The following is a 25,780-nucleotide window of genomic DNA, read 5'->3' as shown; positions in this document are numbered from 1 at the left end:
GCAGGAACGATTCGACCGAAATTTATGTTCATTGAAGTAAAAAGTTTTGGTAGAAGCGATGGCTGATTTGATTCGCGTTCTTGTAGTTGACGATCATGCAGTTGTACGAAACGGACTCGTTTTAATGGTACAACACGAGCTTGGGATGATCCCGATTGCAGAAGCCAGCAATGGAGAAGAAGCAATCACGCTGTTTCATCAACACCAGCCTGATGTGACCCTAATGGATCTGCGGATGCCGGATATCACAGGTGTTGAAGCCATCACCACAATTCGGCAAAAGTGTCCTGAAGCGCGAATTATTATTCTAACTACCTATGATGGTGATGAAAACATCTACCGAGGATTACACGCTGGAGCCAAAGGATACATTTTGAAAGATGCGCCCCTCGATGAGATTACTAAGGCAATTCGAGCAGTTCACGCAGGTAAAAAATATATTCCACCGGAAATTGGGGCAAAACTTACAGATCGCATCAACGGAGCGCAACTGAGCGATCGCGAGTGCGAAGTTTTACGCTTGATTGCTAAAGGCAGATGCAATCGAGAAATTGGTGAGATATTGAATGTTACTGAAGGCACAGTCAAAATGCACGTAAATCATATTCTCACCAAATTGCGGGCAAGCGATCGGACTCAAGCAGTTGTGATAGCTCTCAAGCGCGGCATTATTCGCATGTGAATCTAAGTAGTCGGTAATACCTTAACTTTAGATTGGTTTGGCATTGGTCGATCGTTCAGCTCGAAAAGTAAACTATCGATAGGCGAAAAAAGAATTAAGTTTTTTTATAATTTATAGTTGTTACAGCAAAGAGTTACAAACAGCCACTCGCCCTTCTGGGAAACTCGGCTTTCCAGACAATTGCAACTGCAATCTCATCAAGCATGGCTCTAAAAACTGGAACTTCAACCTTCACTGCTGCGACAATTTCCTGTTTGCTGAGGTATCCTGATGAGTCGAGTTTCTATGAGCCAAATTCCTGATTCTGGTAAACTCAAGCAACCGATTGGCGATCGCGATCGCGTTCAAGGAGCGACTCAAGCGGCGATTGTCTCCGTCAAGTATGGCAACTATCAGTGTCCGCACTGCTACAAAGCTAACCGCTTGATACCACAACTTCAGCAGCGTCTGGAAAACGATCTCTGTTATGTCTTTCGTCATTTTCCGATTCCATCTCTGCATCCCCAATCACAACGGGCAGCAGAGGCGGCAGAAGTAACAGGCGAACAAGGCAAGTTCTGGGAAATGCACCATATCCTATTTGAGCATCAGCATGCACTTGATGATGGTTTCTTAGTTGAGTATGCACTGAACTTGGGTTTGAATATGCCTCGCTTCCTTTGGAGCTTTTCTGAAAGAGTTTACAGCAATCGTGTCCGAGCTGATTTTCTCAGTGGGATGGAATATGGAGTGACACGAAAGCCAACATTCTTTCTAAATGGGTTGCGGCTCAAAGATAACTGGCATTTGGACACACTGTTATATGAGATTGAGAACGTCAAGCGTTCAAATTCATAAAATACATTGAACTGATAAATTTCTTATGGATGCTCTAAATTCTTCTCAACCCCTTTCCGATGGCACTGAGCAAAACTCTTATCAACCTATGGATTCTTCAGTTGTAGTGACACAAAACGCTGAAGGGACTACTCTTTCTCCCCCCACGTCTTTAACAGTCGCTGCTCCTCCTGTATTGCCACCTGTTACCAAACCCACCCGCAAACCGATTCGCAAGTTGCTGTTGCTGGGCGTGCTCGGTATTGGTGGTGTTGTGGCTGCCATCTATGGTTATCGCTGGTGGCAATTTGCCAGTACTCATCAAGACACTGATGATGCTTACATCACGGCGGATATTCATCCTGTCAATGCTCGTATCAATGGCACTGTCACTGAAGTGGCAGTTCAAGATAATCAATCTGTCAAAGTTGGGACAGTCCTAGTCAAGCTCGATCCTGATGACTACCAAGTAGCACTCCTACAGGCAAAAGCTGCCCTGGATGTTGCCAAGCAGCAAGCTGATGTTGCTCAAGCAAATATAAACGTCGCTTCCACTAATGCTCAGGGACAAACCACCCAAGCACAGGGTAATATTGACGCCGCTACAGCCAGCATTTCTACGGCACAAGCATCGTTAAGTGAGGCGCAAGAAGGTGTTCCCGCAGCACAAGCACAATTAGCTCAAGTAGAGGCAAATCTTGCTAAAGCTAAGCTGGATTACGATCGCTACAATCAACTATCTAACGCCGGAGCCATTCCTCGTTCTGAGTTTGATGCTGCCAAAGCGGCTTACGATGCTCTAATAGCACAACGAAGTGCTACACAAGAACAAGTGAAGCAAGCACAGGCGCGAGTCGCACAGGCACGGGAAAATTTGAAAAATGCTGAAGCCAAACTTGCATCGACCAAAGGGACATTACAGGAGGCAAATTCTGTTAAACAACAAACTATCGTAAATAAACGGCAATACCAAGCAGCCCTAGCAGCAGTCGAACAGGCGCAAACCCAGGTAAAAAATGCTCAGTTACAGTTATCCTACACGGCAATTGTTGCTCCAAGTGCGGGAATGGTAGGGAATAAAACAGTAGAGGTAGGGCAGCGCGTTCAGCCCGGACAAACGTTAATGTCGTTAGTGACAGAGCAACCCTGGGTGGTAGCAAACTTCAAAGAAACGCAATTGGCTAAAATGCATCCCGGTCAAAAGGTTGAGATCGAAATCGACTCGTTCCCCGATCGCACTTTCATTGGCAAAGTTGACAGCCTCTCTCCAGCATCAGGGGCACGATTCGCACTTTTACCACCTGATAACGCTACCGGTAACTTCACCAAAGTTGTACAGCGAATTCCAGTGAAGATTGTATTCGATCCACAAAGTATTAAGGACTATCAAACACGAATTTCACCGGGGATGTCGGTGGTAGCTACCGTGGAAACCCCTTGAGAATTCAAAATCAAGCTACTCGCTTAGAGTTAATTGGTGTCTCGGGAGCGATCGCTTTTGCCGTGTTTGTTACCTTGCCGATCGCGATCGCATTCAATGCGGTTTAGGCACGATGGGCATGGAGATTGCGACGCGATTATTGGGATTAGTGCTAGCAGCACTAGGAGTACAGTTTATGCTGAATGGTTTGGCCAATGCAACCATCGGTCTTATGAATCTAGAGGTCGCTCGATAAACGCTCGCTCAACTTATTTCTTCCAGAGGTAAATGCCCATGGCAACCGTAACTCACACTCCCCCAACCCAACCTGATGTCTCGCTCAAAGACTGGATTGGTGTATCAGCAACGTTGTTGGGTGCGTTCATGGCTGTGTTGGATATTCAAATTACCAATGCTTCCCTGAATGATATCACTGGAGCACTGGGAGCATCACTGGATGAAGGAGCCTGGATTTCCACAGCTTATCTGGTTGCAGAAATTGTCGTCATTCCGCTTACAGGCTGGCTCTCTCAAGTCTTTTCGGTGAAGAGGTATCTACTGGTCAATACAGCTCTGTTTATTGGCTTTTCTATCTGTTGTGCCTTCGCCTCTAGTTTACCACAAATGATTCTGTTTCGCGCTGGCCAAGGTTTTACAGGTGGAGTGCTCATTCCGATGGCATTCACGGTAATTCTGATGACTTTGCCACCTGCCAAGCAACCTGTTGGGTTGGCGATGTTTGGTTTATCAGCTACCTTGGCTCCTTCCCTCGGTCCTACTGTTGGCGGATGGCTCACCGATAGCTATGGGTGGGAGTACATTTTTTATCTCAATGTCCTACCGGGAATTTTGCTTCTTACTGGCGTTTGGTATGCTTTGCCCCAGCGTCCAATGCAGTTGAATCTAATTAAGAAAGGCGATTGGTTTGGCATTGTGACAATGGCAATCGGGCTTTCTTCCCTGGAATTTTTTCTCGAAGAAGGTAACCGTAAAGACTGGTTTGGCTCAGAAGAAATTCAGCGAGCAGCAATGGTGGCTGGAATTGTGTTGCCCGTCTTTATCGTTTGGCAGTTTGTCAAAAAACAGCCGTTGTTGAACCTACGCCTGTTGATACGCCGTAACTTTCTGATTGCCATTCTTACGACAATGGGTTTAGGGGTAGGGCTGTATGGTTCGACTTTTATTCTACCTTTGTATCTGACTCAAATTCAAGGCTATAACGCCATGGAGATCGGTCAAACCATTATGTGGGCAGGGATACCGCAGTTGTTTATTACGCCGTTTGTACCCAAGTTAATGCAGCGATTTGATTTACGCCTATTGGTGGCGATCGGCTTTACCATGTTCGGAGTCAGTTGCTTCATGAATACCACAATGAGTCATGACACGGGAATGCCACAGCTTATCTCAGCCCAAATTATTCGAGCATTGGGGCAACCGTTGGTGATGACCCCCCTCTCCAGCTTTGCCACCGTAGGGATTGAACCAAAACACATTGGGTCAGCCTCAGCTATATATAATATGTCGCGGAATTTAGGCGGTTCATTTGGTATTGCTACGTTAGCAACGCTGCAATCAATACGAGAACGGTTTCATTCCAATCGCCTAGTAGATGACATTTCGCTATCAAATCCCATCACGCGCGATCGCCTTGACCAGATGATCCAAATGTTTTTACAACACACTAGCGATCCGACCCAAGCACAGAATCAAGCATTTGCACTTATGGATCGAATAGTACGTCGCGAAGCGAATGTCATGGCATTTAATGACTGCTTTTTCTTTATAGGATGCGTGTTGTTATTGAGTGCATTTCTAGTGTTGTTTTTTAAGAAAATCAAACCTGTGGAGGGTGGAGCCGTACATTAAATATTGTTTGGAGGAACCGAAAATGTTAGCTTATCTGAGATCTTCCCTATGCCAATCGGGGTTTTACCCCAATATATGTAATTTAGTTTTTGTCAACATATATTACAGCAAATTTCAACCTGGTAAGGTACAAAAATTACCCCCCTCTGTCCCCCCTTACCAAGCTATCCATTACCCGCATCTTTCTTAACAATCGCAAAACTCGGATGAAGAAAGGGTTTGAGGAGAAATACGGACTCTAGGGGTTGACAAAAATCAAATGATGTAGAGTAGGGGAGATGGAAGTGGTGGTCTGATGGCGGATGTGGATAGCCATGCTTGTTAAAGATCACTCGAGTGGCGAGGGAAAAATTTGTGGAAGGAATTGCGACAGAGAACCTTTCAGGGGCAGTGGATAAGCAAAGGAAAAGTCTACAATGGTGAAAATGTAAGGAGAATAAGTTCTAAAAATATTCGACAACAAATACTTGAGTAAAAAGAAGTTAGTGAGGTGCGAAAGTCATTTTTAGATGGGGTTTGCAGCAGGTTGTATGAGTACGGCAATCATCGCCAGAACACTACTGTTTCAAAAACGATAAAACAGGTATCAGATTCAATCTGTTGCAGAGCGGCGCGAGGGGGCTAAGCCGCCCCCTCAGGACTCCCCGGCGTGCCAGTTTCAAATGACCATACAAAAACTACTACTGATGCCTCAAAGGGTACAAATGGTCATCTTCAACTGGCTGAATCAAAAATCATGAATTCTGCGAGATTGGCAAAACTTGTGGAATTTTGTTGTTGATAGCACTTCAGGTGTTAGCCTGAAGTGCTGAAAGAAGCTAGTAGATGCAGCATCGCTTTGCTCTGTTCATTGGAGAATACTTGCTCGTGACCAACATAGAGTGAGCGAATGTTCAAGGGTTTAAGACCCAAATGGCACGCAAGGGAAAAGCACACCGCAGATGGAAGAATCAGAAAAATGGGATGAAGTTTGAAGTCCGTTAACAGTTGCCACCCGGATTTTTGGCATTTCTTCAACTGTATTGATAGCAGGGATAAACAGAAGATAGATGCCCTCTGTTCTCTGCCTGCTACCGTCAAAAATCTTAATTGTTAAGTAGCACAATGGTTTTTCAGTAATTTCCAGGTAGCAGCAATATCATGTAATCTTTTTAAACCACGCCAAATTGTCTTTAAACCCGGTTCTCCGTCACGAGTTCGTCCTAAAAAACCTCCCAGTTTAGCAATCATTCTCACAGCTTCATTAAGAGAGGGTGGTGTTTGTGGAGGATGAGGATTTTGCGAAATAGTCACACATAATGATTGCCATTCATGGGTTTCTAAAACTGTATCGCACGGAGTCTGTGGGTGCATTCGCGCTTCATAAGTTAACCAGAGTAAACGCCATGCCACAATTGAATAAGTTGCTAGTGCCATGTGGATGCGACGCCCAGTTTCTAACTGTAATTTTTCGATTCCACAGCCACTCTTTAATGCATAGTGGTAGCGTTCAATTAACCATCGATACGTATACCAACGCACACACCGGGCCGCATCTTCTAAACTCTTAATCTCAAGACTCGTTAATAATAACCAACTAATGGGACTAACGCCTTCTGGAGGATTCTCTTCTCTGGCTAAAATCACTTGTAACTTCACAGGATTTAGCTGCTTTCTTCTGATATGATTCGATGGCACTGCTATGTCCAATGTGGCAAATCGAATAGTGAGATGGGCGATTCTCCAATGCTGTTGTGGTGAGCGGTTCACCTCCACCTTCAGCTCCCCACGTGCAGGTGTTGCATTGATGGCTTCATGTAAATACTTGGCATTGTGGTCTACTTTTCGGTTGTGAGTTCCACGAATCAATAAATGAAAATTTTGGGCTCGTTCTTGATTGAATAAATCAAATATGTCTGCCTCTGAATCCGCTACCGTCACCACAATTTTCTCTGGGGGAATTAACTGATGTATAGCTTGTTCTGTATCTAACCAACGTTGACTTTCTTTTTCTGCTGTTTCTCTTTGATGCCGTTTTTTAGATATGCCTAAATTTTCCAGTTCTCTAGTCCACACATGTTGATGAATAATTCCTAATGGCACTCCATCTATTGAAGCCACCAAACTGGAGTGGACTTTTAATCCAAAACTTGTTGCACAGTCCAGATATCCCAAACCTGTCGTTTGAGGATGGTGTGTTAAATCGATATTCGTTGTATCTTGAATTGCCAGTAGGATTTGATGTGATTCTATTCTTTTAATTGTACTCGTTTGATGCGCTTGCCGAATATCATCTGGCTGGAAATAGGGCGACTTCCAAAAATCATACGCGGCTGTTGTTGCTGCTATATCTCCACACGCTTGTGGTACACTTTCTCCGGGTTGAGAAGCTAAATCTTCCACCATTTTTCTCAATCGTTTTTCCCGTCTTCTATCTCCCAAATCCAGACTCTCGAGTTCCTTTTCTGCCCACTGATACATTGACACTTACCTCTTGTTTTCAAGCACTCGCCAATATCCTCTTTCTACATGGTGATCTAACAGACACCGGGCGTCGAGACAAACCAAAGCGCAGAGTCTCGCCCCCAAGCGGTTTATACCGCCAATTTCTCTTGCGTTGACAACGCTTGTTGAGGTTCGATCCTCATCTGTGATCTCACAGCCTCAGACTGTCCCCTAGTCTCCGCATCTGTTGCTTCATTCACCGTTACTGCTGAGCGTCTGAATGATTTTTTCCATCATAATTATACTATCTGCACAGATCTTCAACTCCCATTGGACACCCTCTGTGTCACAATCGCTGTTGAAACTGTTGCGCCAGTCTTGGGCTAGCTCGAAGTGCAGTCTTTTCAATTTCTTGACGACATTCAAGCTCAGTGCTCAAAATCTGGCAGAATTCATGATTTTTGATTCAGCCAGTTGAAGATGACCATTTGTACCCTTTGAGGCATCAGTAGTAGTTTTTGTATGGTCATTTGAAACTGGCACGCCGGGGAGTCCTGAGGGGGCGGCTTAGCCCCCTCGCGCCGCTCTGCAACAGATTGAATCTGATACCTGTTTTATCGTTTTTGAAACAGTAGTGTTCTGGCGATGATTGCCGTACTCATACAACCTGCTGCAAACCCCATCTAAAAATGACTTTCGCACCTCACTAACTTCTTTTTACTCAAGTATTTGTTGTCGAATATTTTTAGAACTTATTCTCCTTACATTTTCACCATTGTAGACTTTTCCTTTGCTTATCCACTGCCCCTGAAAGGTTCTCTGTCGCAATTCCTTCCACAAATTTTTCCCTCGCCACTCGAGTGATCTTTAACAAGCATGGCTATCCACATCCGCCATCAGACCACCACTTCCATCTCCCCTACTCTACATCATTTGATTTTTGTCAACCCCTAGAGTCCGTATTTCTCCTCAAACCCTTTCTTCATCCGAGTTTTGCGATTGTTAAGAAAGATGCGGGTAATGGATAGCCTTACCAAGGGGGGATGAAAGGGGGGTGTACCTCATGAGACTGAGAAAGGCTATAGTGGATCGGCGCTCTAGACTTGTTACATTCCTTAAAGAACTTCCAATTAAAAAATCATCCCATGGTAAGGGCGCAAGGCCTTACGCCCTTACACGTTAATTTCTGATTTGGGATAATTTATTTTTTGGTGTTCCCTTCTTAACTTGTGACAAATGCTTCAGGGTTAACGACCATTATCACATTTTCCTTTTTTTGAACTGTTTCCCGAGCAACCGCCTCTTGTGTTTTCAGTATTTTGACTGACTAATTCTTGTTGGTCTGTAGGCGACTTTTCTGAATTTTTCTCAGGACTGGAATTAGACATTTTACACTCTCCTTAAAAAATTTGATATCACTTTACAAAATTTTGATTCAACATTTATTCTCTTTTTTATCTTCTGGAGAGCAAGTGGATTCAGGGTTTGTATTGGGAAATTTGTCGATTTTTACTTTGTTCTTAAGGTTTTTATTTTCTTGAGAATTTGAATTAGACATGATAGTTACATTCTCCTTATAAAAATGAAGTTCGCGATCGCATATGTTTGATAAGCTATAAAAAGCCTATTTGATTCTAGAAATACAAGTAGAATAAGATTTGCCTGGTAAAAGACTTATTGAGCGGGTATTGCTCACCCTACAGTATTTAAAATTGTTCGTGAATGATTGAGAATCTCTATATTACGGTTAGTTACATTTACCATCTTGTGAAGCATCAGATGAGCAACCTCCCTTCATGACACGAGTTAGCGATGCTAGCGCAGTATTGGAAAATTTGGGCAACTTTACATTTGAGTGAACTGATAAAAATCGAAGTGTTTTCATGTTGTACTCTTATCCTTATATAAACAGCAAGAGAGTATGCATCTATGCACTAAAAAATATGAGTGCTGGTTCTAATACCTGTGTGCTTTTGCAATCTCGTGGTTGAGACTCACTGATTTTCTACAATAAGTAGAAAATGTTTTCCGGAAACAGAAGGATTGTGATTCCTCTCTATTTTCTTATTAGGGAGTTGTTCAATCAGCTTATGCACTTGTAGAAATATAATACTCATGTAATACACAGAAACGTCTGATTTCCCTTCTTCCTTGTATTACACGCTAACCCTCGGATTCTTTCCCCAACCATTACATGGGTTATGTTTTAGTCGATCCACAACTCTTTTGTTTCCTTTCACCCTTTCAATCCGGAGCGAACGTACAGTAATATCATCCCAATGCTGAGAATCTTTAAGAGATAGCTATCCTGTCAAAATAATACTAAATATTTTTAGCCGCCCTATTAAATAAAAATTTTGTTAACAAGATTAGCGTAGCTCTGCCGCAGGCAGAGCTACGCTTAACGCTCACTTACCAACGACTTTTGACCACACCCGCAGTATTGGGTGCAGCATTGCCGCTAGTTTTTTATCCTCTTCAAAACCAATGTGTGTTAACAGAACTTAGCAAAATAGATTTATGAGCGAATGTACAGATAAGAATACACTCGCTCATACTGGCGATTATTGTTGGGTAAATAGCAGATAACGAGATGGGGATGGATATGGCAGTACCAAACCTTTATCGGTTAACTGATATTCTTTTACCTTCTCTAGCGCTGTAAGAAATTTTACCTCTTGCTCGCCAACTTCTCCCGAGCACAACTTAAAAGTGTTAGACGTATTGCTGAGTTTAATTTTGCCAGAAGTTTTATCTTTGGATTCAAGTGTGTATTCCCCACCGTATGAGTTACAGCCAGTACTACCACTAAAAGAGCCATCTTTAAATTTAATCGTAATATCGGAATTAGATACTTGAGTTGGTCCTAAACCTGATTTAAGTTTCCAAACAGAACCTTCTAGAGTGGTTGCGTAAGAAGGACTTGGAAACACTAAGCACAAACTAAATATAACTAGGATTAAAGCAAGACCACGTTTGATGTAATTCAAAAATTTCACGTTTTTTCTTCCTAACAAATGTATCTTACTGATTGAACAATTTCAGATTACTAAATCATGTGATTTTGATACTGTTAGCTAATTATTTCTTAAGAATTAACTTAAAATAAGTTCATCTAATTTTGGTATAAAGAAAGCTTGACAATGAAAACAAAATAAGTGTTGAAACCGGGATATAAGTCTTACTTAGAGACTTCCAGAAAATATACAAATAGTAGAAATGATAATCATATATTAAAATACATAATGCTGTAGATTATGAGAAGATACGCGATAAGCAAAGCTTGCTCGCTACGCGCGATCGCATGTCAATTTACAACTGCAGCTAATTTGCAATAAAAAAATCGGGGATCTGGGTAATTAGAATGTAGTAAGCTAAGACGCACTTAAATTTTAAAACCAACACCCTCACAGCAAGGTTTTCAAGCTAAAAAAAGTACAATTTAGATGCGCGACAGCTTAGCATTGCCAGTCCTACACCTATAGCTAAAGAAGGCAAAGAATATTATGGGTAGAGGTATGTACGCTAAAATTCCCACGATCTTCCTTTTCCCCAGTGATTACTTTAACCCGAAAGCAGTAGATGAAGCTTTCTTGGAACAAGCAAAATCTTTGCAAAATGCAGGATTTGAAACTGCTGTCATTTCCTTAGAATCGCTCTCGACCACTTCACCAAAGAGCGCTCCCAAACTTTCTCATGGTTCAGATGTAGTTTATAGAGGCTGGATGCTTTCGCCATCTGATTATAATTTGCTAGTAAATATTATAAATAACACGGGTGCTTGCGCTTTTACCTCATTATCAGAATATTTAGCCGCACATTATCTTCCCAACTGGTATCCTCAAATTAAAGATTTGACTCCAGAAACCAAGTTTTACTCTATGGATGACGATCTAGAAAGTGAGTTACAAGTATTAGGTTGGGAACGATTTTTCATCAAAGATTATGTTAAATCTTTAAAAACTTCAATCGGCTCAATTATTGAGCGACCCTCAGATATTAAAACAGTTGTGCAAGAAATGCAAAAGTTTCGAGGAACAATTGAGGGTGGTCTTTGTGTGCGAAGAGTTGAAGATTTTGTAGAAGATTCTGAAAGGCGTTATTTTGTTATACACGGTCAGCCGTTTGCTGCTCGTGAAGACGAGAACGTTCCACCAATTGTATATGAGTGTGCGAAAAAAATTCAAAGTAAGTTTTTCTCAGTGGATGTCGTGGAGCGTACTGATGGAGTACAGCGAATTGTTGAAATTGGAGATGGGCAAGTATCAGACCTTATTGGATGGTCTGCTGAACGTTTTGCATTCGGTTGGTCAAGCAACGGCTAACACATCTATGGTTAGATAAACATATAGCAATCCTAAATGAAATATAAGAATAAGAGTGAAGACTGCTAAGGGCTAATAGCTAATGGTCAAAAAGCAATTAGCGATTAGCCATTAGCAATTAGCAATCCAAATTTTTTATAAATGATTTAGGATTAATATAGTAGTATTGTAAACTGTGTTTGGCAGCATCTACCTGTTGATGTAAGATCATGACAGTCAATGAAAATAAAGAAGCGTTTATTCCCTACCGTCGCACTGATATTATTGAACTTTGCCTGCAAGATGGTCAGTTAGATGCTGCTGATGTTGAAAAGTTTAAAGATTTCTGCCAAATTTTATCTGCATACTACCACTTTCGCTTTCATAAAACCTTAGAAATTATCAAAGATAACTACGTACCTTTCAATCCTAGTGCAGATGTTCAGTCATTGACTCAACCTAGTTTCGATCGGTATGACGCGATGGAATCAAAAGTAGTTGAGGCATTTCATTACATTTTAGAAAGAGCTAATTACATCCCTTTACCTGAATCCATCGTACAACAAGCATTAGATAAGAAATCTTTAATCGATTTGAAAACTCAAGTTGATTTTGCAGATTTTGAGCGCTTTTATTGCTATTATCAAGGCGATACCAGCAATAAAATTTTTCTCAAAAAGTTCTTCTTTTGGCAGCGAGAAAAAAATATTGAGACTTTTGAACGAATTGTTTTACTGATTAAGTTTAAAGAAATGGCTTATTTTCGCAAAAAGAAACTTAAGGTAGAGGAGTTAAGCTTTACACCTGGTAAAATGTATGTTTACTTCTACAAAAATATTCCAAAACTAGATATTGACTTGCTCTTTCCTAATGTTGTCACTAGTATGACTTGGAAGGATCGCTTGCTATTTGGCATTCCTGCTATTGGAGCAGCAATTCCCTTGCTTTTAAAAGCATTACCAAATCTATTGTTACTTGTTGCCGCTATTTTACTGATTTTCAATGCAACTTCTTTACTGGAAGCATTGGGTTTGGTTGTAGAACAGTATAAAAGCCAAACTGTTATGCCCATTCTGTTGGCAGCACTATCGTTAGCGATCGCTCTAGGTGGTTTTGCGTTTCAGCAATACAATAATTACAAAAATAAAAAGATTAAATTTCAAAAAGATGTAACTGATACACTCTTTTTTAAAAATTTAGCAACTAATATAAGTGTTTTTCAAATGTTGTTGGATATTGCTGAGGAGCAGGAGTGTAAGGAAATTATTTTGGTTTACTATCATCTTTTGACTAGTCCCACTCCTCTAACGCCACAACAGCTAGACTCTCGCATTGAAAGATGGATGGAGAGAAAGGCAGGTATTGAAATCAACTTTGATATCCACGGTCCTTTAAATAATTTAGAAGAAATTCGTGGCAAAATTTTGGGAAATAGTAAGGAAATTGATAATTTGTCTGAGATACCTATGCTCACTTATGATAACCAGGGATTTTGCCACGTTCTTTCTTTAGATGAAGCTAAAGCTGTTATTGATTATGTTTGGGACAATGCTTTTCAATATAATGGAATTGCCTTATCATAGGTTGAGTTAATTGTTGGGTTTCACTCCGTTTTACTCAACCTACAGTATCTTACTCTGTTACTGAAATAGCAATTGGAGGTCGTAACTGAGAGCAAACTGCTAAAACTTGATGTATTTCATCTGTTAGAAATTCTTTGAAGACATATTCATCTACGCTGAAATGACTATCGAGTGCATTGAAAGTTTGCTGCGAGAGAATATAATCGAACCTGGGTGCCCATTTTCTAGCTCCAATTCTTGCAGTTATGGAACAATTATCAACCATAAAAGCAATTCCCTTATGGTGCATATAAGGATTGAGAGAATCGACTGCTTCAATAATGGACTCGTTAGCGATTTCAGAGTAGGAATGTCCTTTTTCTTTTAATAAGTTCACTTGAGCCATCATTGTTGCAATGTAAATTCCTGCTGTCACAGGATGAATGGGGATGCGATTGGAGTTTCGATTCGCACGGATTTGAATACCTGTTTGCCACATGGATGTACCGTCAATTTTGCTCAAAGGGTAATTTTTGTGACGGTTACTTGCTGCAATTGCACTCCGAATTTCGTTTCCGGAAGTGACTTCATCATAAATTTCTCGTAGGATTTCCATAACAGGGTGATAGGCTGCTAAATAAGCTTTCTTAAAGGTTTCTCGATCTGTCTTCTCTAATGATTCATAAACAGCAACAATTCCGTGCTGAGATATAATTTTAGAAATTGGTCCTGTAATAGATTCTACTGAATAAACATAAGCTTCTTCAGGAGAATAAGCATGGCTCATAAACCATCGGTATAAACTTTCTACGATCCCGTGAATCGCCCCCAGTAAAATTCCTCTTTCTCCAAAAATATCGGATTTATACTCTGATTCCAGTGTGGTATGAAAAATGGTAGGCGAACCAATTGCTATTGCCCATCCAAGAGCATAATCTGTTGCTTTTCCATTGAGATCCCGAGCGATGGCAAAGCTTGAATTAATACCTGCGCCATTAATTTCTTTACCTTGCTCGTAAAGCCGTCTGACAGAAGGTCCCATACCTTTAGGACAAACAGCGATAACATTAATATTGCTAGGAAAATACTCACCAATATTTTTCAAATAACCTAATAAAAACCCATGAGATAAGCCTAACGTACTTCCCGGACGCATTGCCTCAAAAATTCGCTCTTTATTTTCAGCCTGTGCAGCATCAGAAATGAGAAGAATGGATAAATCCGACTCAGAAATGACTTCGTACATTTCCCCCAACGTCCCATTTTCTCTGCTAAATCCAGAGACTTCTGCTAATGCAATAGAAGCAGAATTCTCCCGCAGACCAACTTTAACCTTAATACTAGTGCTTGCTAAAGAATCTCGTAAATTCTGGGCTTGGGCGGGACCTTGAGATGACTAACCAATAACTCCAATTTGTCGAATTCCTTCAAATGCTTTAGGCAAAAGAGGAAAAAGATGCCTTCCTCCCCGAACAATATATTCTTCCGTGTTCGATAAAACAATCTTCTCTTTTTCAAAAATTTTTGTACTAAAATCTAAACTCATACGTTGTTCTTCCTCATACAATTTTGGATTGAGAAAACTCGATTTGGAATTAATGCCTTACATTTATTCTTATCCGCGTTCATTGGCTATTGAGTGAGGTTCAAAATTAACCACGGATGAAAAATAACTGTTAGTTTTTAACATACGGGTTATTTTTTTCACTGTCCAACACATTTTTCCCAGGCAATTAACACTTAAAAAGTTCAAATCGGATTATGGAACTGAGACATTTACGCTACTTTATTGTCATTGCAGAGGAACTGCATTTTGGTCGAGCTGCGGAACGACTGCACATGACTCAGCAACCTCTCAGCCAACAAATCCGTCAACTAGAGGCAGAGATAGGCGTGCTTTTGTTCCACCGTACTAAACGTCGAGTACAGTTAACCGAAGCAGGAAAAGCATTTTTGGAGGAAGCACGTCAGATATTGCATAAAGCATCGCAAGCGGTAGAGATGGCAAGGCAAGTTGCTCGCGGAGAAAACGGCAGACTGACAGTAGGATTCTCTGGGTTTGCCACTTACAGTCTTTTGCCCAAAGTTCTGAGGATATTCCGAGAGCGCTTTCCACTGGTGGAACTGGAATTAGAAGAAATGACATCTAGCGCTCAAGTGCAAGCTTTGCAACATCGCCAAATTCACCTGGGTTTGATGATTCCACCTGTACCCGATGCAGGATTAGTTCAAGAATCAATCCTGAGCGAGCCATTGGTAGTTATTTTGCCAGAAACTCATCCACTTGCCACTCAACCGGAGTTAAGATTATCAGCACTTGCTCAGGAGCCCTTTATTTTGGTCTCCCGTCATCTCGAACCGGGCTATTACGATTTATGCATCAGTTTATTTCAACAAGCTGGTTTTAGCCCTAAAGTTGTTCAAAAGGCAAGCCAGAAGCAGACAATTCTCAGTCTTGTCTCCGCCGATATGGGTGTTTCCCTTGCACCTGCTTCCATTCGTAACATTCACAGGAATGGAGTAGTATACACAACTCTCAATCCTTTGAATGTGGAGGTAGAATTAGTGGCTGTTTGGCGACAGGATGAAACTTCTACTGTCTTACAGACCTTTGTTCGCGTTATTCGAGAAATCATCGAGCAAATGCGATCGCATAAGTACTTGATGTGATTTATAGCACTAAAGCTGTAACTGTAATCTTTTGTAAAGAGTAGTTGCTTGTTATCTCAATTATTGATATCTACTCAAATTTTCCAACAAAGATAACGCTCCATCTAACTCCTGTAAAACAAGAGCACCGCTTTTAGTAAATTTTGAAAAGTTCAGTATTTTCTGGGATCTCATACCGTGAAGTAGGATATATGCTAGCAGCCAAAACCTAACTGCTAGTTACTTTACACAGTTAGTAATATGCACGTTTAACAACCCGATTTCTCGAAATAGAAATTGGGTTTCTTGACATCGTACAGCTAATATCAATTTTGCTCTCAACACTGTAACAAGGCTCACAAGTGGCTGTTACCTCATCTAACTCATATGGCAGATGAACGCAATTATTGTTCCCACTACAACTGAATGATACGTTGCTGTGCGATGAATCGGATTGATTGTAGGCCAAGACTGGGGTGACGCTGATGGAGACTCCTAAAATTAGTAATTCTACTGGTGGAAAGCTTTCAGGAAGGCAGGGTCTATTGGTTGGGTTGGGACTTGGTATAGTCCTGGCTGTTGGCGGGATGACTTTGTTATCTCGTTCTGGGATTCAGCGTTCGGCGACTCCCAATCAGACGGCTCCATCGGCAAATGCTAGAAACTCAGCATTGCCAGTAAAAGTTCAAACAGTCAATACTAGCACGCTCGAAGAAAGTTCTGAGTTTGTCGGAGCATTAGAAGCACAGCAAAAAGTCACGCTACAGCCGCAAATTCAGGGTCGAATTGAAGCGATTCTCGTCTCTAGCGGTCAGCGCGTCCAAAAAGGAACCGTCATCGCATCGTTGAGTTTGGATCAAACACAGGCAAATGTTGCCAGTTCGATCGCAGCATCCAGTGCAGCCCAAGCAGCGTTAGGAACAGCTCGAGCACAACTTCAACAAGCCCAGGCACAGCGAACTAGAGCAGCAGCAAATGTTCAGCTTCAAAAAGTCCAGTTCAGCCGCACCCAACAATTAGTCAGTGAGGGAGCACAGGCGAGACAGCAATTAGATGTTGCCAGCAATAATTTACAAACTGCGCTTGCGGATTTACAAGCCGCAGAAAAACAAGTTGCTGCATCCAATGCAGCCGTTCGGCAAGCACAGGCAAATGTACGAGAAGCCCAAGCGAGCACGGCAGCCGCGCAAGTCAATCTCAATCTCAAACGAGTAGTAGCACCCATTACTGGCGTAGTGGGTTCTTTTCCAGTCAAAGTGGGAGATTATGTCAGCACCGGACAAACAATCACCACGCTGACGCAAAACGATTCGCTGGATCTCAATCTTTCTCTACCCTCAAATCGATTGAAGCAACTGCGAATTGGATTGCCCGTTCAGTTGATCGATCCCAATACGCAGCAATCCATTGGCACCGGCGCGATTAACTTTATTTCTCCGACAGTGAGTTCCAATCAGCAATCGATTTTGAGCAAGGCACGCTTTGCAAATTCACAAGGACGACTGCGCGATGGGCAATACGTTCAAGCTCGCGTTATTTGGAATCGACAACCGGGTATATTGATTCCTACTGTTGCCATTTCTCGCATTGGCGGACAAAGTTTTGTGTTTGTTACCGAAAACAAGACTGTCAACGGCAAACCACAGCAAATAGTGCATCAGCGTTTAGTGCATCTTGGTGACATTCAAGGCACGAATTATCAAGTCTTAGATGGGCTTCGACAGGGTGAAACTATTGTGACTGCTGGCATACTCAAACTTAGAGAAGGCACGCCCATTCAACCACAATCCTAAATCCAGGACTTTTATAAATGTCGATCGCAAATACTTTTATCAAACGCCCGGTCTTAACTACCGTTTGTACCCTAGTGATTCTGATTGTGGGGAGCGTGTGTATTCCTTTGTTACCGCTCAATTACTTGCCGGATATTGCGCCGATTCGCGTTCAGGTCTCAGCAAGCTATACTGGCGCGGATGTGGAAACTGTCGAAACTGCGGTAACAACCACACTAGAGCGACAAATCAATGGCGTCGAGGGAATGCAGTACATGACCTCGAACAGTTCGGCGGGGAGTAGCCAAATCTCGGTGTATTTCGGACCGCAGACGGATAAAAATATTGACCAAGTGAACGTGCAGAATCGCATTGCCCGTGCCACGCCTCGGTTACCAACGACCGTGCAACAATTTGGTGTGACGGCGCAAACGGCTTCTACAAGCATTCTGCTAGTGTATGCGGTTTATCCAGAAAATAATGAGTATGACGCACTTTTTATCAGTAATTATATCGATCTGAATTTGCGGGATCAACTGCTAAGAACACCGGGAGTCGGTGATATCACGATCTTTGGTGAGAAGCAGTATGCGATGCGGTTGTGGCTCGATCCCAATGCATTAGCGAGTCGGCAATTAACCGTGGCAGATGTTGCAACTGCACTGCGATCGCAAAACATTCTTGCAGGCGCTGGAACATTAGGTCAACAGCCTGTACCTCCGGGTCAAAGCTATGAAATTCCCCTACGAGTTAACGGTCAGTTTAGAAATGCATCAGAGTTTGAGAATCTCGTTATCAAAGTGGGGAGTAATGGAAATTTAATCAAACTCCAAGATGTAGGGCGTGCCGAACTCGGCTCGGAAACTTACGCTAGTAATGCGAGGAATAATAGCAAGCCTGCTATTGGTATAGCAATTTATCAATTACCGGGTAGTAATGCGCTGGATGTAGCGAAAAACGTTCAAGCGCAGATGGATGACCTGATGAAAGACTTTCCACCTGGATTAAAAGCCCAAATCGTTTACGATACCGTTGGGTTTGTCCAAGCGTCGCTTGAAGAAGTCATCATAACGCTCGTTGAAGCGATCGCGCTTGTGGTTCTCGTGATTTATCTGTTTCTGCAAAACTGGCGAGCGACTATTATTCCAATTGTTGCTATTCCCGTTTCGCTCATCGGCGCTTTAGCATTTGCTTACGTGTTTGGATTCTCACTAAACAATTTGACTTTATTTGGATTAATCTTAGCGACAGGATTAGTCGTTGATGACGCGATTATCGTCGTGGAGGCAATTGCTGGCAAAATTGAACAGGGAGTAAGACCCTTGCAAGCGTCGGTTGAGGCAATGGAGGAACTCTCTGGGGCGGTAGTTTCAACATCGCTTGTGTTAATGGCAGTCTTTATCCCGGTAGCGTTTTTTCCGGGCTCGACTGGAAAAATGTATCAGCAGTTTGCGTTAGTCATTGCATTCTCAATTGCAATTTCTACGTTTAATGCACTGTCATTCAGTCCCAGCATATCTGCCATTTTGCTGCGCCCGCCACAACCTGCAAGGGGTCCGCTTGGCTGGTTTTTTAACCGATTTAATCAGGTGCTGCAATGGATCGTTCAACGGTATCTCGCGATCGTGAATTTTCTGATTCGCGTTCGTTATGCTGTCATTGGATTGTTCGTGGTAGGCTTAGCCGCAACCTACTTCATGTTCACTCATGTTCCCACCGGATTTGTTCCCAATGAAGATCAAGGCACTCTATTGGGCATCATTCAAGCTCCAGATGGAGTTGCTCTCGGTTATACCGATCGAGTGATTGAAAAACTCGAACAAATTCTGCAAAAAGAACCAGAGATTGATAATGTTTTCGCAACTTCCGGATTTGGCTTTGCAGGTAGTGGATCGAATCGAGGCGTGTTCTTTGCCAGACTTAAGCCTTGGGAAGAGCGCAAACAACCCGAGCAAAGTGCTTCTGCAATTTTAAACCGAATCAATGGTGCATTTCAAACGATCCCAGAAGCCATTATCACCGCAGTGAGTCCCCCACCGATTCAAGGCTTTAGTACATTGGGTGGATTTGAACTCCAGCTGGAAGACCGCACCAACGGGCGATTGACAATTGATGATTTTTTTGCTAATGCACAAGCGATTGTAGCGCAAGCGAATCAAACACCAGCCCTTAGAGGTAACGTATTTACACAGTTTACCGCCAGTACTCCACAGTTTGAAATCGACTTCGATCGCAATCGTCTTGAAGCGCTCAATGTCGATTTTCAGCAAGCTGTTAACACACTCTCTGCCGCCATTGGTTCGCAGTATATCAATGATTTTACACTCGGACAAAGGAGCTATCGCGTTTACGTTCAGGCAGAAGGCAACTACCGTCGTTCGCCAGATGATATCGGTCAGCTTTATGTGCGATCGGCAGACAACCAAATGATTCGATTGAGTGAGGTTGCAAAACTTACACCTATCACAGGACCAGCCGTAATCAGTCATTACAATGGCTTCCGCTCAATCAATTTGCAAGGCAGAGAAGCATCAGGATACAGTAGCGGACAAGCGATCCAAACAATGCAGCAAGCGGTGACCGAAGCAGCAACACCGGGCGTTGGTAGTGATTGGACGGGAACCGCCCGCGAAGAATTAGCCGCCGGTAACTTGGGAATTCTGATTTTTGGCTTCGGGATCGTTATGGTGTTTCTCACACTAGCGGCTCAGTATGAAAGTTACATTGACCCTGCCATTATTCTTTTGACCGTACCGTTAGCTTTGTTGGGTGCGTTAAGCGCACTCGCTTTGCGGGGTTTGGTGAACGATGTCTACGCGAACGTAGCGTTGGTGATGCTGATCGGACTCGCCTCGAAAAACGCGATTTTGATCGTCGAGTTTGCGAATCAGGCTTTTGAACAAGGCATGACGATTCGACAAGCAGCCTTAACCGCCGCACAAGAACGGTTTCGACCAATTGTCATGACCTCAAGTGCATCATTGCTCGGATTTTTCCCCCTCGTAATTGCTACAGGAGCAGGTTCCGCTTCGCGCTGGTCGTTGGGAACGGCGTTATTTGGAGGGCTACTGGTAGCAACGATCTTGAGTTTGCTCGTTGTTCCAGTTCTGTATGTAATTATCAAGTCTTTCGAGGATCGCTTCCTAAATCGCAAACCTTCTCATCGAACCAAACAACCTTCCTCTAACAGGCACGAGGATGGACAGCCTGTGGCGATCGCACAAGCGCATTCGTCTGCTGTAAAGCAAACTGGCGATGACAGCGTATCTAATGACTCTACCTCATAGTCTTTGTCAGATCCCCGTGAATCAAGCAACAGGGAAAGAATGCCCGTTTAACAGCTTATTACAAGAAATGAAGATTGAGGCGCAAGTCAATGAAACCCTAACTCATGAGATGTACCCTAATAACTAAAGAGTATGGCGAGGCAAAATATATGAACGCCAAATTAATCGCTTTCTCTGGCATTGTGACCGCAGTCGTGGGTACGGGAATTGGTATAGCGATCGCTCACTTATTTCCTTGCCCCTACACAAGCCAAATTTATAAAGATTTAGATCGAAAATACGCCATTGTTGGTGCAGTTGCTGGCTTGCTAATTGGTTCAAGTCAGGAAATGATTCGGGAACTGAAGCAAGAGCGGGATGAGGAAGAAGATTTGCTACAGGATCTGGATAAAGCTGTTCGATCGAGTAGGGGAGACCTTAACGAGATCCCCCGTAGAAGGGATCTTCCTGAATAAGATACAGATACATCGTGCAGCTAATTAATACCAACCCCACCTAAGTCAAAATAAACCTCACCCCAAACCCCTCTCCTGGGAGAATACAGCCAATCTATGGGAGTAAGGGAGGCTCCGCCTCGCGTTTCAATCCTTGCAGATTGGATCCACAAGCTTCGGAGATACCATCCCAATTTAACTAATTCGCCGTAAGTCCCCCACGCTCATTCGGTACTCCGAATCAGTGGCGGGATATAAGGCGGGCTGCGACGATTACATCTTTGACCAATTCTTACGCCCTGGTAAGAGAGGAAAAAGATGTATGAGGAGTAGCCAAATATTTCCGGAATAGCTTTACTGCAAATAGGATATTATAGTAAGGAAATCAATCAAGGAGGTGAAGACTAGTGGTTCACCACATTAATTTTGAGGGTTGATTGAAAAACCGCAGAGGCGCAGAGGGCGCAGAGGAAGAGAAAAAGAGGATGAGCTTGAACATCGTTTTACCCATTAAAACTTATGTGGTGGACTACTAGTGTTAAGACGAGCTGTAAAAGTACGCTTATACCCAACGGATGAACAAAAACAAATACTTGCACAACATTTTGGCTGTGCGCGTTGGTGGTGGAACTATGGACTGAATAAGTGCATTGAAACTTACAAAGCGACTGGTAAAGGTTTGTCTCAATCTGGTCTAAACTCCATGTTGCCATCGCTCAAAAAAGAGTTTGAATGGCTGGGAGAATGTTATTCACAGGTGTTACAATCTGTAAGTCTTAATTTGTCCCGTGCATGGTTCGTAATCACAAATTAGCTAAAGCAATATCTGATGTAGGATAGGGGACTTTTACTAACTTCTTGGCATACAAGCTAGAAAAAGAAGGCAAAGTGTTAGTAGAAATAGACCGATGGTTCCCTAGCTCCAAGCTTTGCTCTAATTGTCATTACCAAGTTGATGAGATGCGGTTGGATGTCCGTACATGGGCGTGTCCTAGTTGTGGTACTCATCACGATAGAGATGAGAATGCTGCTAAAAATATTAGAGCAGAGGGTATCAGAATGCTAATCTCCTCTGGGACGGGGGAGTCTGCCAGTGGAGGGGATGTAAGACCAAATCGCGGACGCAAGTCCAAGACGCGGCAATCCCCTGTGAAACTGGAAGCCCACACTGTACTTGGTACTCCAACTCAGTGTGGGTAGTTCACCCGACTGTACCTCCTGATAAGTCGGGGATCTGTAGCAGTCCTAACTAAGTTACAAACACCTCTTCCTTGTCTCCCTTGTCTCCCTTGTCTCCCTTGTCCCCCTTGTCCCCCTTGTCCGGATCTCAAATAGGATTGCTATATATTTCACTTCTTCATTCCAGGAGTACGCCCGCCTTCGTCGTTACTTCCACCATGAGGATGAGAATTTCCAGGATCGCAACCCTCAGCACCGTTACCAATTCCTTGATTGCAATGCTGTTTTTTGGGTTTCACCTGTTCGATATTGAGATCTTCAGCTTCTCCTTGCTGTCCAACTTGCATTTGCGATTGTCCTACAGCATATTGCGAGGATATATCTACCACTTCCCCAGTGCTCACCAATGCTTTATAGATCAAAGCGACAACTTCAGCGCGAGTTGCGACTTTGTCAGCGTTGAGAGACTGAACGTCAGGATAATTAACGACAATACCCCGTTGTGTTAGTGCTGCGATCGCATTCCGCACGTCGCTTCTGATAGTGGTTGCATCAGTGTAGGCGGTCAGAATTGCTTCTGTAGAGCCGCTGACAGTATAGTTGAGACCTTCTGCCAAGGCAAATAAAGTTTCCAGGCGAGAAAGGTTCATCGTTGGGTTGAACTTATTGCCAGGAGCTCCCAAGAAGCCCATTTGATAAGCTTCGCGGATAGCATTGTAAGCCCAGTATGCTGTTGAGACATCTGTGAACTTAACTGCACTCCGAATTGTAACTCTATCGAAAGCTTGGCTTAGCATGGCTGCAAATTGAGCGCGAGTCACATATTCATCTGGGCGGAAAGTTCCATCAGGGAAACCTTCAATAATTTCTAGGGCTGCTAGCTCAGCAATAAAATCTTTTGCCCAGTGATTGACAGACACATCCGAAAACTTCACTTGAACGCCACTGGCTGTCCCGATTTCCCGATAGCCCATCATCATTTGGGTAATATCGTAAGTGGATCTACCGTCCGCGCTCACTTCTTGTAGTTGTACCAGTTGACCGGGTTTAGCTTTTAAAGCTGCTGCTAAATTAGAACTAAAAACATTGAGAGACTGACGCACAACTGCAAATTCACCTTTGGAGAAGGATGCAGGATAAACGCTCGTCTTAGCAACAGTTGAATAACCTTGAGCTTGGAACTGACTCACTTTAACTTGTTGGGAACTGGTGAAGAAGCTAGCACTTTGACCGCTTACTTGGGAGAAGTAGTCATAGGTGGTAGAACCTTCATCAATAACGCCATCAAAGTCAGCATCTAAACCGTAAACAGTACGAACAACTTTATACTGTGTTGGGTTTGCCGATAAAATCAGATTAACGACTGTATTTGCAGACAAAGATTCAAATTCGCTGTAGCCGATAAAGCGATTTTGAGTATCAAACAAGCGCACAACGACCCTATCGCCTGCTTTCAAACCCTTCACAAATTTAGCTTTCTGCTTAATCTTGTATTTGTAGTCACCCAAAAAGCGTTCTTTGAAATACCCTTTACCGCGTTTACCTTTAACAGAAATACGGGCGATCGCTTCTGAAAAACTCCCCGATGGTTGCAAAATAGAAAGGGTAAAACCTGTTTTGCTCTTAACAGCAACAGTCGCAGCACTGATTTGAGTGCTTTGTACGGATGCAGCAACTGCACCGCTAGACTGAGAACTTTGTGCGGAAGCCGCTACAGCACTTGCTTGAGTTCTGCGTTGTACCACTACGGTTTCACGGCGTTGGATAGCAGTTGTGCGACTGGTAATTTGTTCGTTGGTGCTTCGCACCTTCATCATTGTTGCAGTGATAGCTTGGGTTGATCCTTCATCAAGCTTTGCGATCGCACCAGACTCGTTCGTGCGGTAAACCCACATTTGCTGGTTACCAGCAACGACAAGTTGCCAACCCGGTACTAAAGCTTTGGTACAACTTCCTTCTTCTTTTAATCCCAAACAACCATTGGGCCAAATAATCCTTTCTGCTTTCACAACGCGCAATGCAGAAGCTTCTACACTCGCACGTTGAGAAATGTCACTGAATACCGCTGTTTTAACTTCTTCTGGTAATAATGAAGCTTTTATGTTAGTATCATCATTATCATCAGCAATTAATAATTGTTGCTTTGCAGAAGTTTCAGCGCTTTGTGCTTCGGTATTTTTTGGTACGGAAGTTGCCATAGCTGACGATACTGGAGATGCGATCGCCAAGTAAGCAGCTGCCAAAACAATTTTGCCGAAGTTCGTTAAATAGGATTGATTCATTTTGTCCCACACCATTGAAAACAGCATTAATGGTAAATGCGCCCTAATGCCTCTCTCGTCTATTTATCCCTCTTGCACAGTAAAAATTAACACCGACCTCAAAATTTTAAGAAACTTCATAATTTTGTATTTCTTGCGTAGAATTACTGTAATCTCGTTAATTTGGTAAAAACGGAAACCGTTGTGGCGCTCGCTGCGTTCATTTTCAACCAATTTTCATTACTTTCATTCACCGGGAGTAGCTTTCTGGAAATTGCTTGCCACATTCTTTACAGATGTAACGCTGCTTGCCATGACGGTGACCGTTTTTAGACACTGCACTGGAATCGCAATGGGGACATTTGATTGATTTCATTACTTTCATTACCTGGGGTGGAGAAACTTCATTCCCTATTTCATCCCCTATGTGGGGGCGCAGGTAGGCAAATAACAATACTTGGATTTGCTCGAAAAGCTTCTGTCGGTGGGATTCAGGACTGCGTAGTGCTACAAGTGCCAATGTGTTACAAGCATGAACGCACACTTCAGCTAGTAGCTGGCATTGTTCTGGAATTAACGCCCGATTGCGCTGCTGTAGTAGTTTTGCCATGAAGTCAATCGCTTCTTGGGTAAAACTTTCGTCAATATTTTGAAAAATTGCTGGAGACGTAAAGTATTGCATGAAAACAATTCGGCAAGTTTGGTCTTGAAGAAGTTCTTTATAGACTGCAGCCATTGCTGAGACAAATCCTTCAAAAGGCTGTTGAATAATTTCTGGCTTGTTGAATTTAGCCCATGCAGCATAGACTCTTTCCCTGTGACGCAATTCCAAAGCATGGAAAATGGTCATCTTATCTGGAAAAAATTGGTATAGAGAACCGATCGCTGTATCAGCGCGTGTTGCGATCGCATGAGTTGTTGCTGCCTCAAAACCAACCTCATCAAAGACTTCAGCTGCTGCATCTAGGATGCGTTCAACACGTTGCTGACTTCGCTTTTGCTTTGGTTGACGGCGCATAGAAGGGGAAGTTGGTTGCAAGTCACTCATAAAAAAATATATCTTGACAAATGTGAATAATCTGTCATGATTTAGGATAGAAACACAAATTATACCTATTTGA

General features: G+C 42.8%; 19 protein-coding genes and 2 pseudogenes. 13 read left to right on the top strand and 8 right to left on the bottom strand.

The window, feature by feature from the left end; genetic code table 11:
- Positions 1-58 precede the first annotated feature (58 nt).
- The 5 genes from AB0756_RS11570 to AB0756_RS11550 all read left to right on the top strand — a co-directional run bounded on the left by AB0756_RS11570 (position 59) and on the right by AB0756_RS11550 (position 4,787).
- Entirely contained in the window at positions 59-682 is a 624-nt protein-coding gene (locus AB0756_RS11570; RefSeq protein WP_038073804.1) for a response regulator, read from the top strand.
- Between the two features lie 270 nt (positions 683-952).
- Positions 953-1,519 (top strand): DsbA family protein, encoded by a 567-nt coding sequence (locus AB0756_RS11565; RefSeq protein WP_237265806.1) that lies wholly within the window; start codon positions 953-955, stop codon positions 1,517-1,519.
- A gap of 25 nt (positions 1,520-1,544) precedes the next feature.
- Entirely contained in the window at positions 1,545-2,939 is a 1,395-nt protein-coding gene (locus AB0756_RS11560; RefSeq protein ID WP_038073809.1) for an HlyD family secretion protein, read from the top strand.
- Between the two features lie 118 nt (positions 2,940-3,057).
- Positions 3,058-3,174, top strand: a complete 117-nt coding sequence (locus tag AB0756_RS11555) for a hypothetical protein (protein WP_162002327.1) — start codon at positions 3,058-3,060, stop codon at positions 3,172-3,174.
- A gap of 38 nt (positions 3,175-3,212) precedes the next feature.
- Positions 3,213-4,787 (top strand): MDR family MFS transporter, encoded by a 1,575-nt coding sequence (locus tag AB0756_RS11550; protein ID WP_237265807.1) that lies wholly within the window; start codon positions 3,213-3,215, stop codon positions 4,785-4,787.
- 1,092 nt (positions 4,788-5,879) lie between these two features.
- Here the strand turns inward: AB0756_RS11550 and AB0756_RS11545 are convergent.
- The 3 genes from AB0756_RS11545 to AB0756_RS11535 all read right to left on the bottom strand — a co-directional run bounded on the left by AB0756_RS11545 (position 5,880) and on the right by AB0756_RS11535 (position 10,210).
- Positions 5,880-7,247 carry an IS4 family transposase gene (locus AB0756_RS11545; RefSeq protein WP_038082873.1) on the bottom strand — a complete coding sequence of 456 codons (1,368 nt, stop codon included), beginning with the start codon at positions 7,245-7,247 and terminating at the stop codon, positions 5,880-5,882.
- A 1,211-nt stretch (positions 7,248-8,458) separates the two neighbouring features.
- Positions 8,459-8,599 (bottom strand): hypothetical protein, encoded by a 141-nt coding sequence (locus tag AB0756_RS11540; RefSeq protein WP_153021609.1) that lies wholly within the window; start codon positions 8,597-8,599, stop codon positions 8,459-8,461.
- 1,176 nt (positions 8,600-9,775) lie between these two features.
- Positions 9,776-10,210, bottom strand: coding sequence for an META domain-containing protein (locus AB0756_RS11535; protein WP_167844599.1), 435 nt, complete (start codon positions 10,208-10,210; stop codon positions 9,776-9,778).
- A 519-nt stretch (positions 10,211-10,729) separates the two neighbouring features.
- Between AB0756_RS11535 and AB0756_RS11530 the strand changes: the two genes are divergently transcribed.
- Both AB0756_RS11530 and AB0756_RS11525 read left to right on the top strand, forming a co-directional pair.
- Positions 10,730-11,536 (top strand): ATP-grasp domain-containing protein, encoded by an 807-nt coding sequence (locus AB0756_RS11530; RefSeq protein ID WP_038082875.1) that lies wholly within the window; start codon positions 10,730-10,732, stop codon positions 11,534-11,536.
- Between the two features lie 209 nt (positions 11,537-11,745).
- Positions 11,746-13,098, top strand: a complete 1,353-nt coding sequence (locus AB0756_RS11525; RefSeq protein WP_038082876.1) for a TMEM143 family protein — start codon at positions 11,746-11,748, stop codon at positions 13,096-13,098.
- A 49-nt stretch (positions 13,099-13,147) separates the two neighbouring features.
- Here AB0756_RS11525 and AB0756_RS11520 read toward each other — a convergent pair whose 3' ends face one another.
- From AB0756_RS11520 to AB0756_RS11510, 3 genes and pseudogenes are all read right to left on the bottom strand, one after another.
- The gene (locus AB0756_RS11520; RefSeq protein ID WP_272900259.1) at positions 13,148-13,576 is read right to left on the bottom strand and encodes a hypothetical protein; all 429 of its coding nucleotides are present in this window, start codon (positions 13,574-13,576) and stop codon (positions 13,148-13,150) included.
- Positions 13,553-14,458: pseudogene (locus AB0756_RS11515) on the bottom strand (ketol-acid reductoisomerase); the annotation flags it as partial. The pseudogene AB0756_RS11515 and the gene AB0756_RS11520, both read right to left, overlap by 24 nt.
- Before the next feature lie 15 nt (positions 14,459-14,473).
- A complete protein-coding gene (locus AB0756_RS11510; RefSeq protein ID WP_237265808.1) occupies positions 14,474-14,623 on the bottom strand; it encodes a hypothetical protein in 150 nt (49 codons plus the stop codon).
- 215 nt (positions 14,624-14,838) lie between these two features.
- Between AB0756_RS11510 and AB0756_RS11505 the strand changes: the two genes are divergently transcribed.
- From AB0756_RS11505 to AB0756_RS11480, 6 genes and pseudogenes are all read left to right on the top strand, one after another.
- Positions 14,839-15,747 (top strand): LysR family transcriptional regulator, encoded by a 909-nt coding sequence (locus AB0756_RS11505; protein ID WP_038082877.1) that lies wholly within the window; start codon positions 14,839-14,841, stop codon positions 15,745-15,747.
- Between the two features lie 464 nt (positions 15,748-16,211).
- Complete coding sequence (locus AB0756_RS11500; RefSeq protein WP_038082878.1) at positions 16,212-17,519, top strand: efflux RND transporter periplasmic adaptor subunit; 1,308 nt, start codon at positions 16,212-16,214, stop codon at positions 17,517-17,519.
- A gap of 17 nt (positions 17,520-17,536) precedes the next feature.
- Complete coding sequence (locus tag AB0756_RS11495) at positions 17,537-20,785, top strand: efflux RND transporter permease subunit (RefSeq protein WP_038082879.1); 3,249 nt, start codon at positions 17,537-17,539, stop codon at positions 20,783-20,785.
- Positions 20,754-20,912 (top strand): hypothetical protein, encoded by a 159-nt coding sequence (locus AB0756_RS11490; protein ID WP_162002328.1) that lies wholly within the window; start codon positions 20,754-20,756, stop codon positions 20,910-20,912. Before AB0756_RS11495 ends, AB0756_RS11490 begins: the two co-directional genes overlap by 32 nt.
- Before the next feature lie 22 nt (positions 20,913-20,934).
- A complete protein-coding gene (locus AB0756_RS11485) occupies positions 20,935-21,240 on the top strand; it encodes a hypothetical protein (RefSeq protein ID WP_063779439.1) in 306 nt (101 codons plus the stop codon).
- A gap of 514 nt (positions 21,241-21,754) precedes the next feature.
- Positions 21,755-22,419 (top strand): annotated as a pseudogene (locus AB0756_RS11480) (RNA-guided endonuclease InsQ/TnpB family protein).
- A 149-nt stretch (positions 22,420-22,568) separates the two neighbouring features.
- Here AB0756_RS11480 and AB0756_RS11475 read toward each other — a convergent pair.
- A complete protein-coding gene (locus AB0756_RS11475; RefSeq protein ID WP_038093375.1) occupies positions 22,569-24,680 on the bottom strand; it encodes an S-layer homology domain-containing protein in 2,112 nt (703 codons plus the stop codon).
- A gap of 229 nt (positions 24,681-24,909) precedes the next feature.
- Positions 24,910-25,707: a TetR/AcrR family transcriptional regulator gene (locus AB0756_RS11470; RefSeq protein ID WP_038093331.1), complete on the bottom strand. Its 798-nt coding sequence runs from the start codon at positions 25,705-25,707 to the stop codon at positions 24,910-24,912.
- Positions 25,708-25,780: the final 73 nt, after the last annotated feature.

Source organism: Tolypothrix campylonemoides VB511288_2 (assembly GCF_045999855.1).
Classification (GTDB): Bacteria; Cyanobacteriota; Cyanobacteriia; order Cyanobacteriales; family Nostocaceae; genus Scytonema; species Scytonema bouteillei_A.
This window is presented reverse-complemented; position numbering and strand designations above follow the sequence as displayed.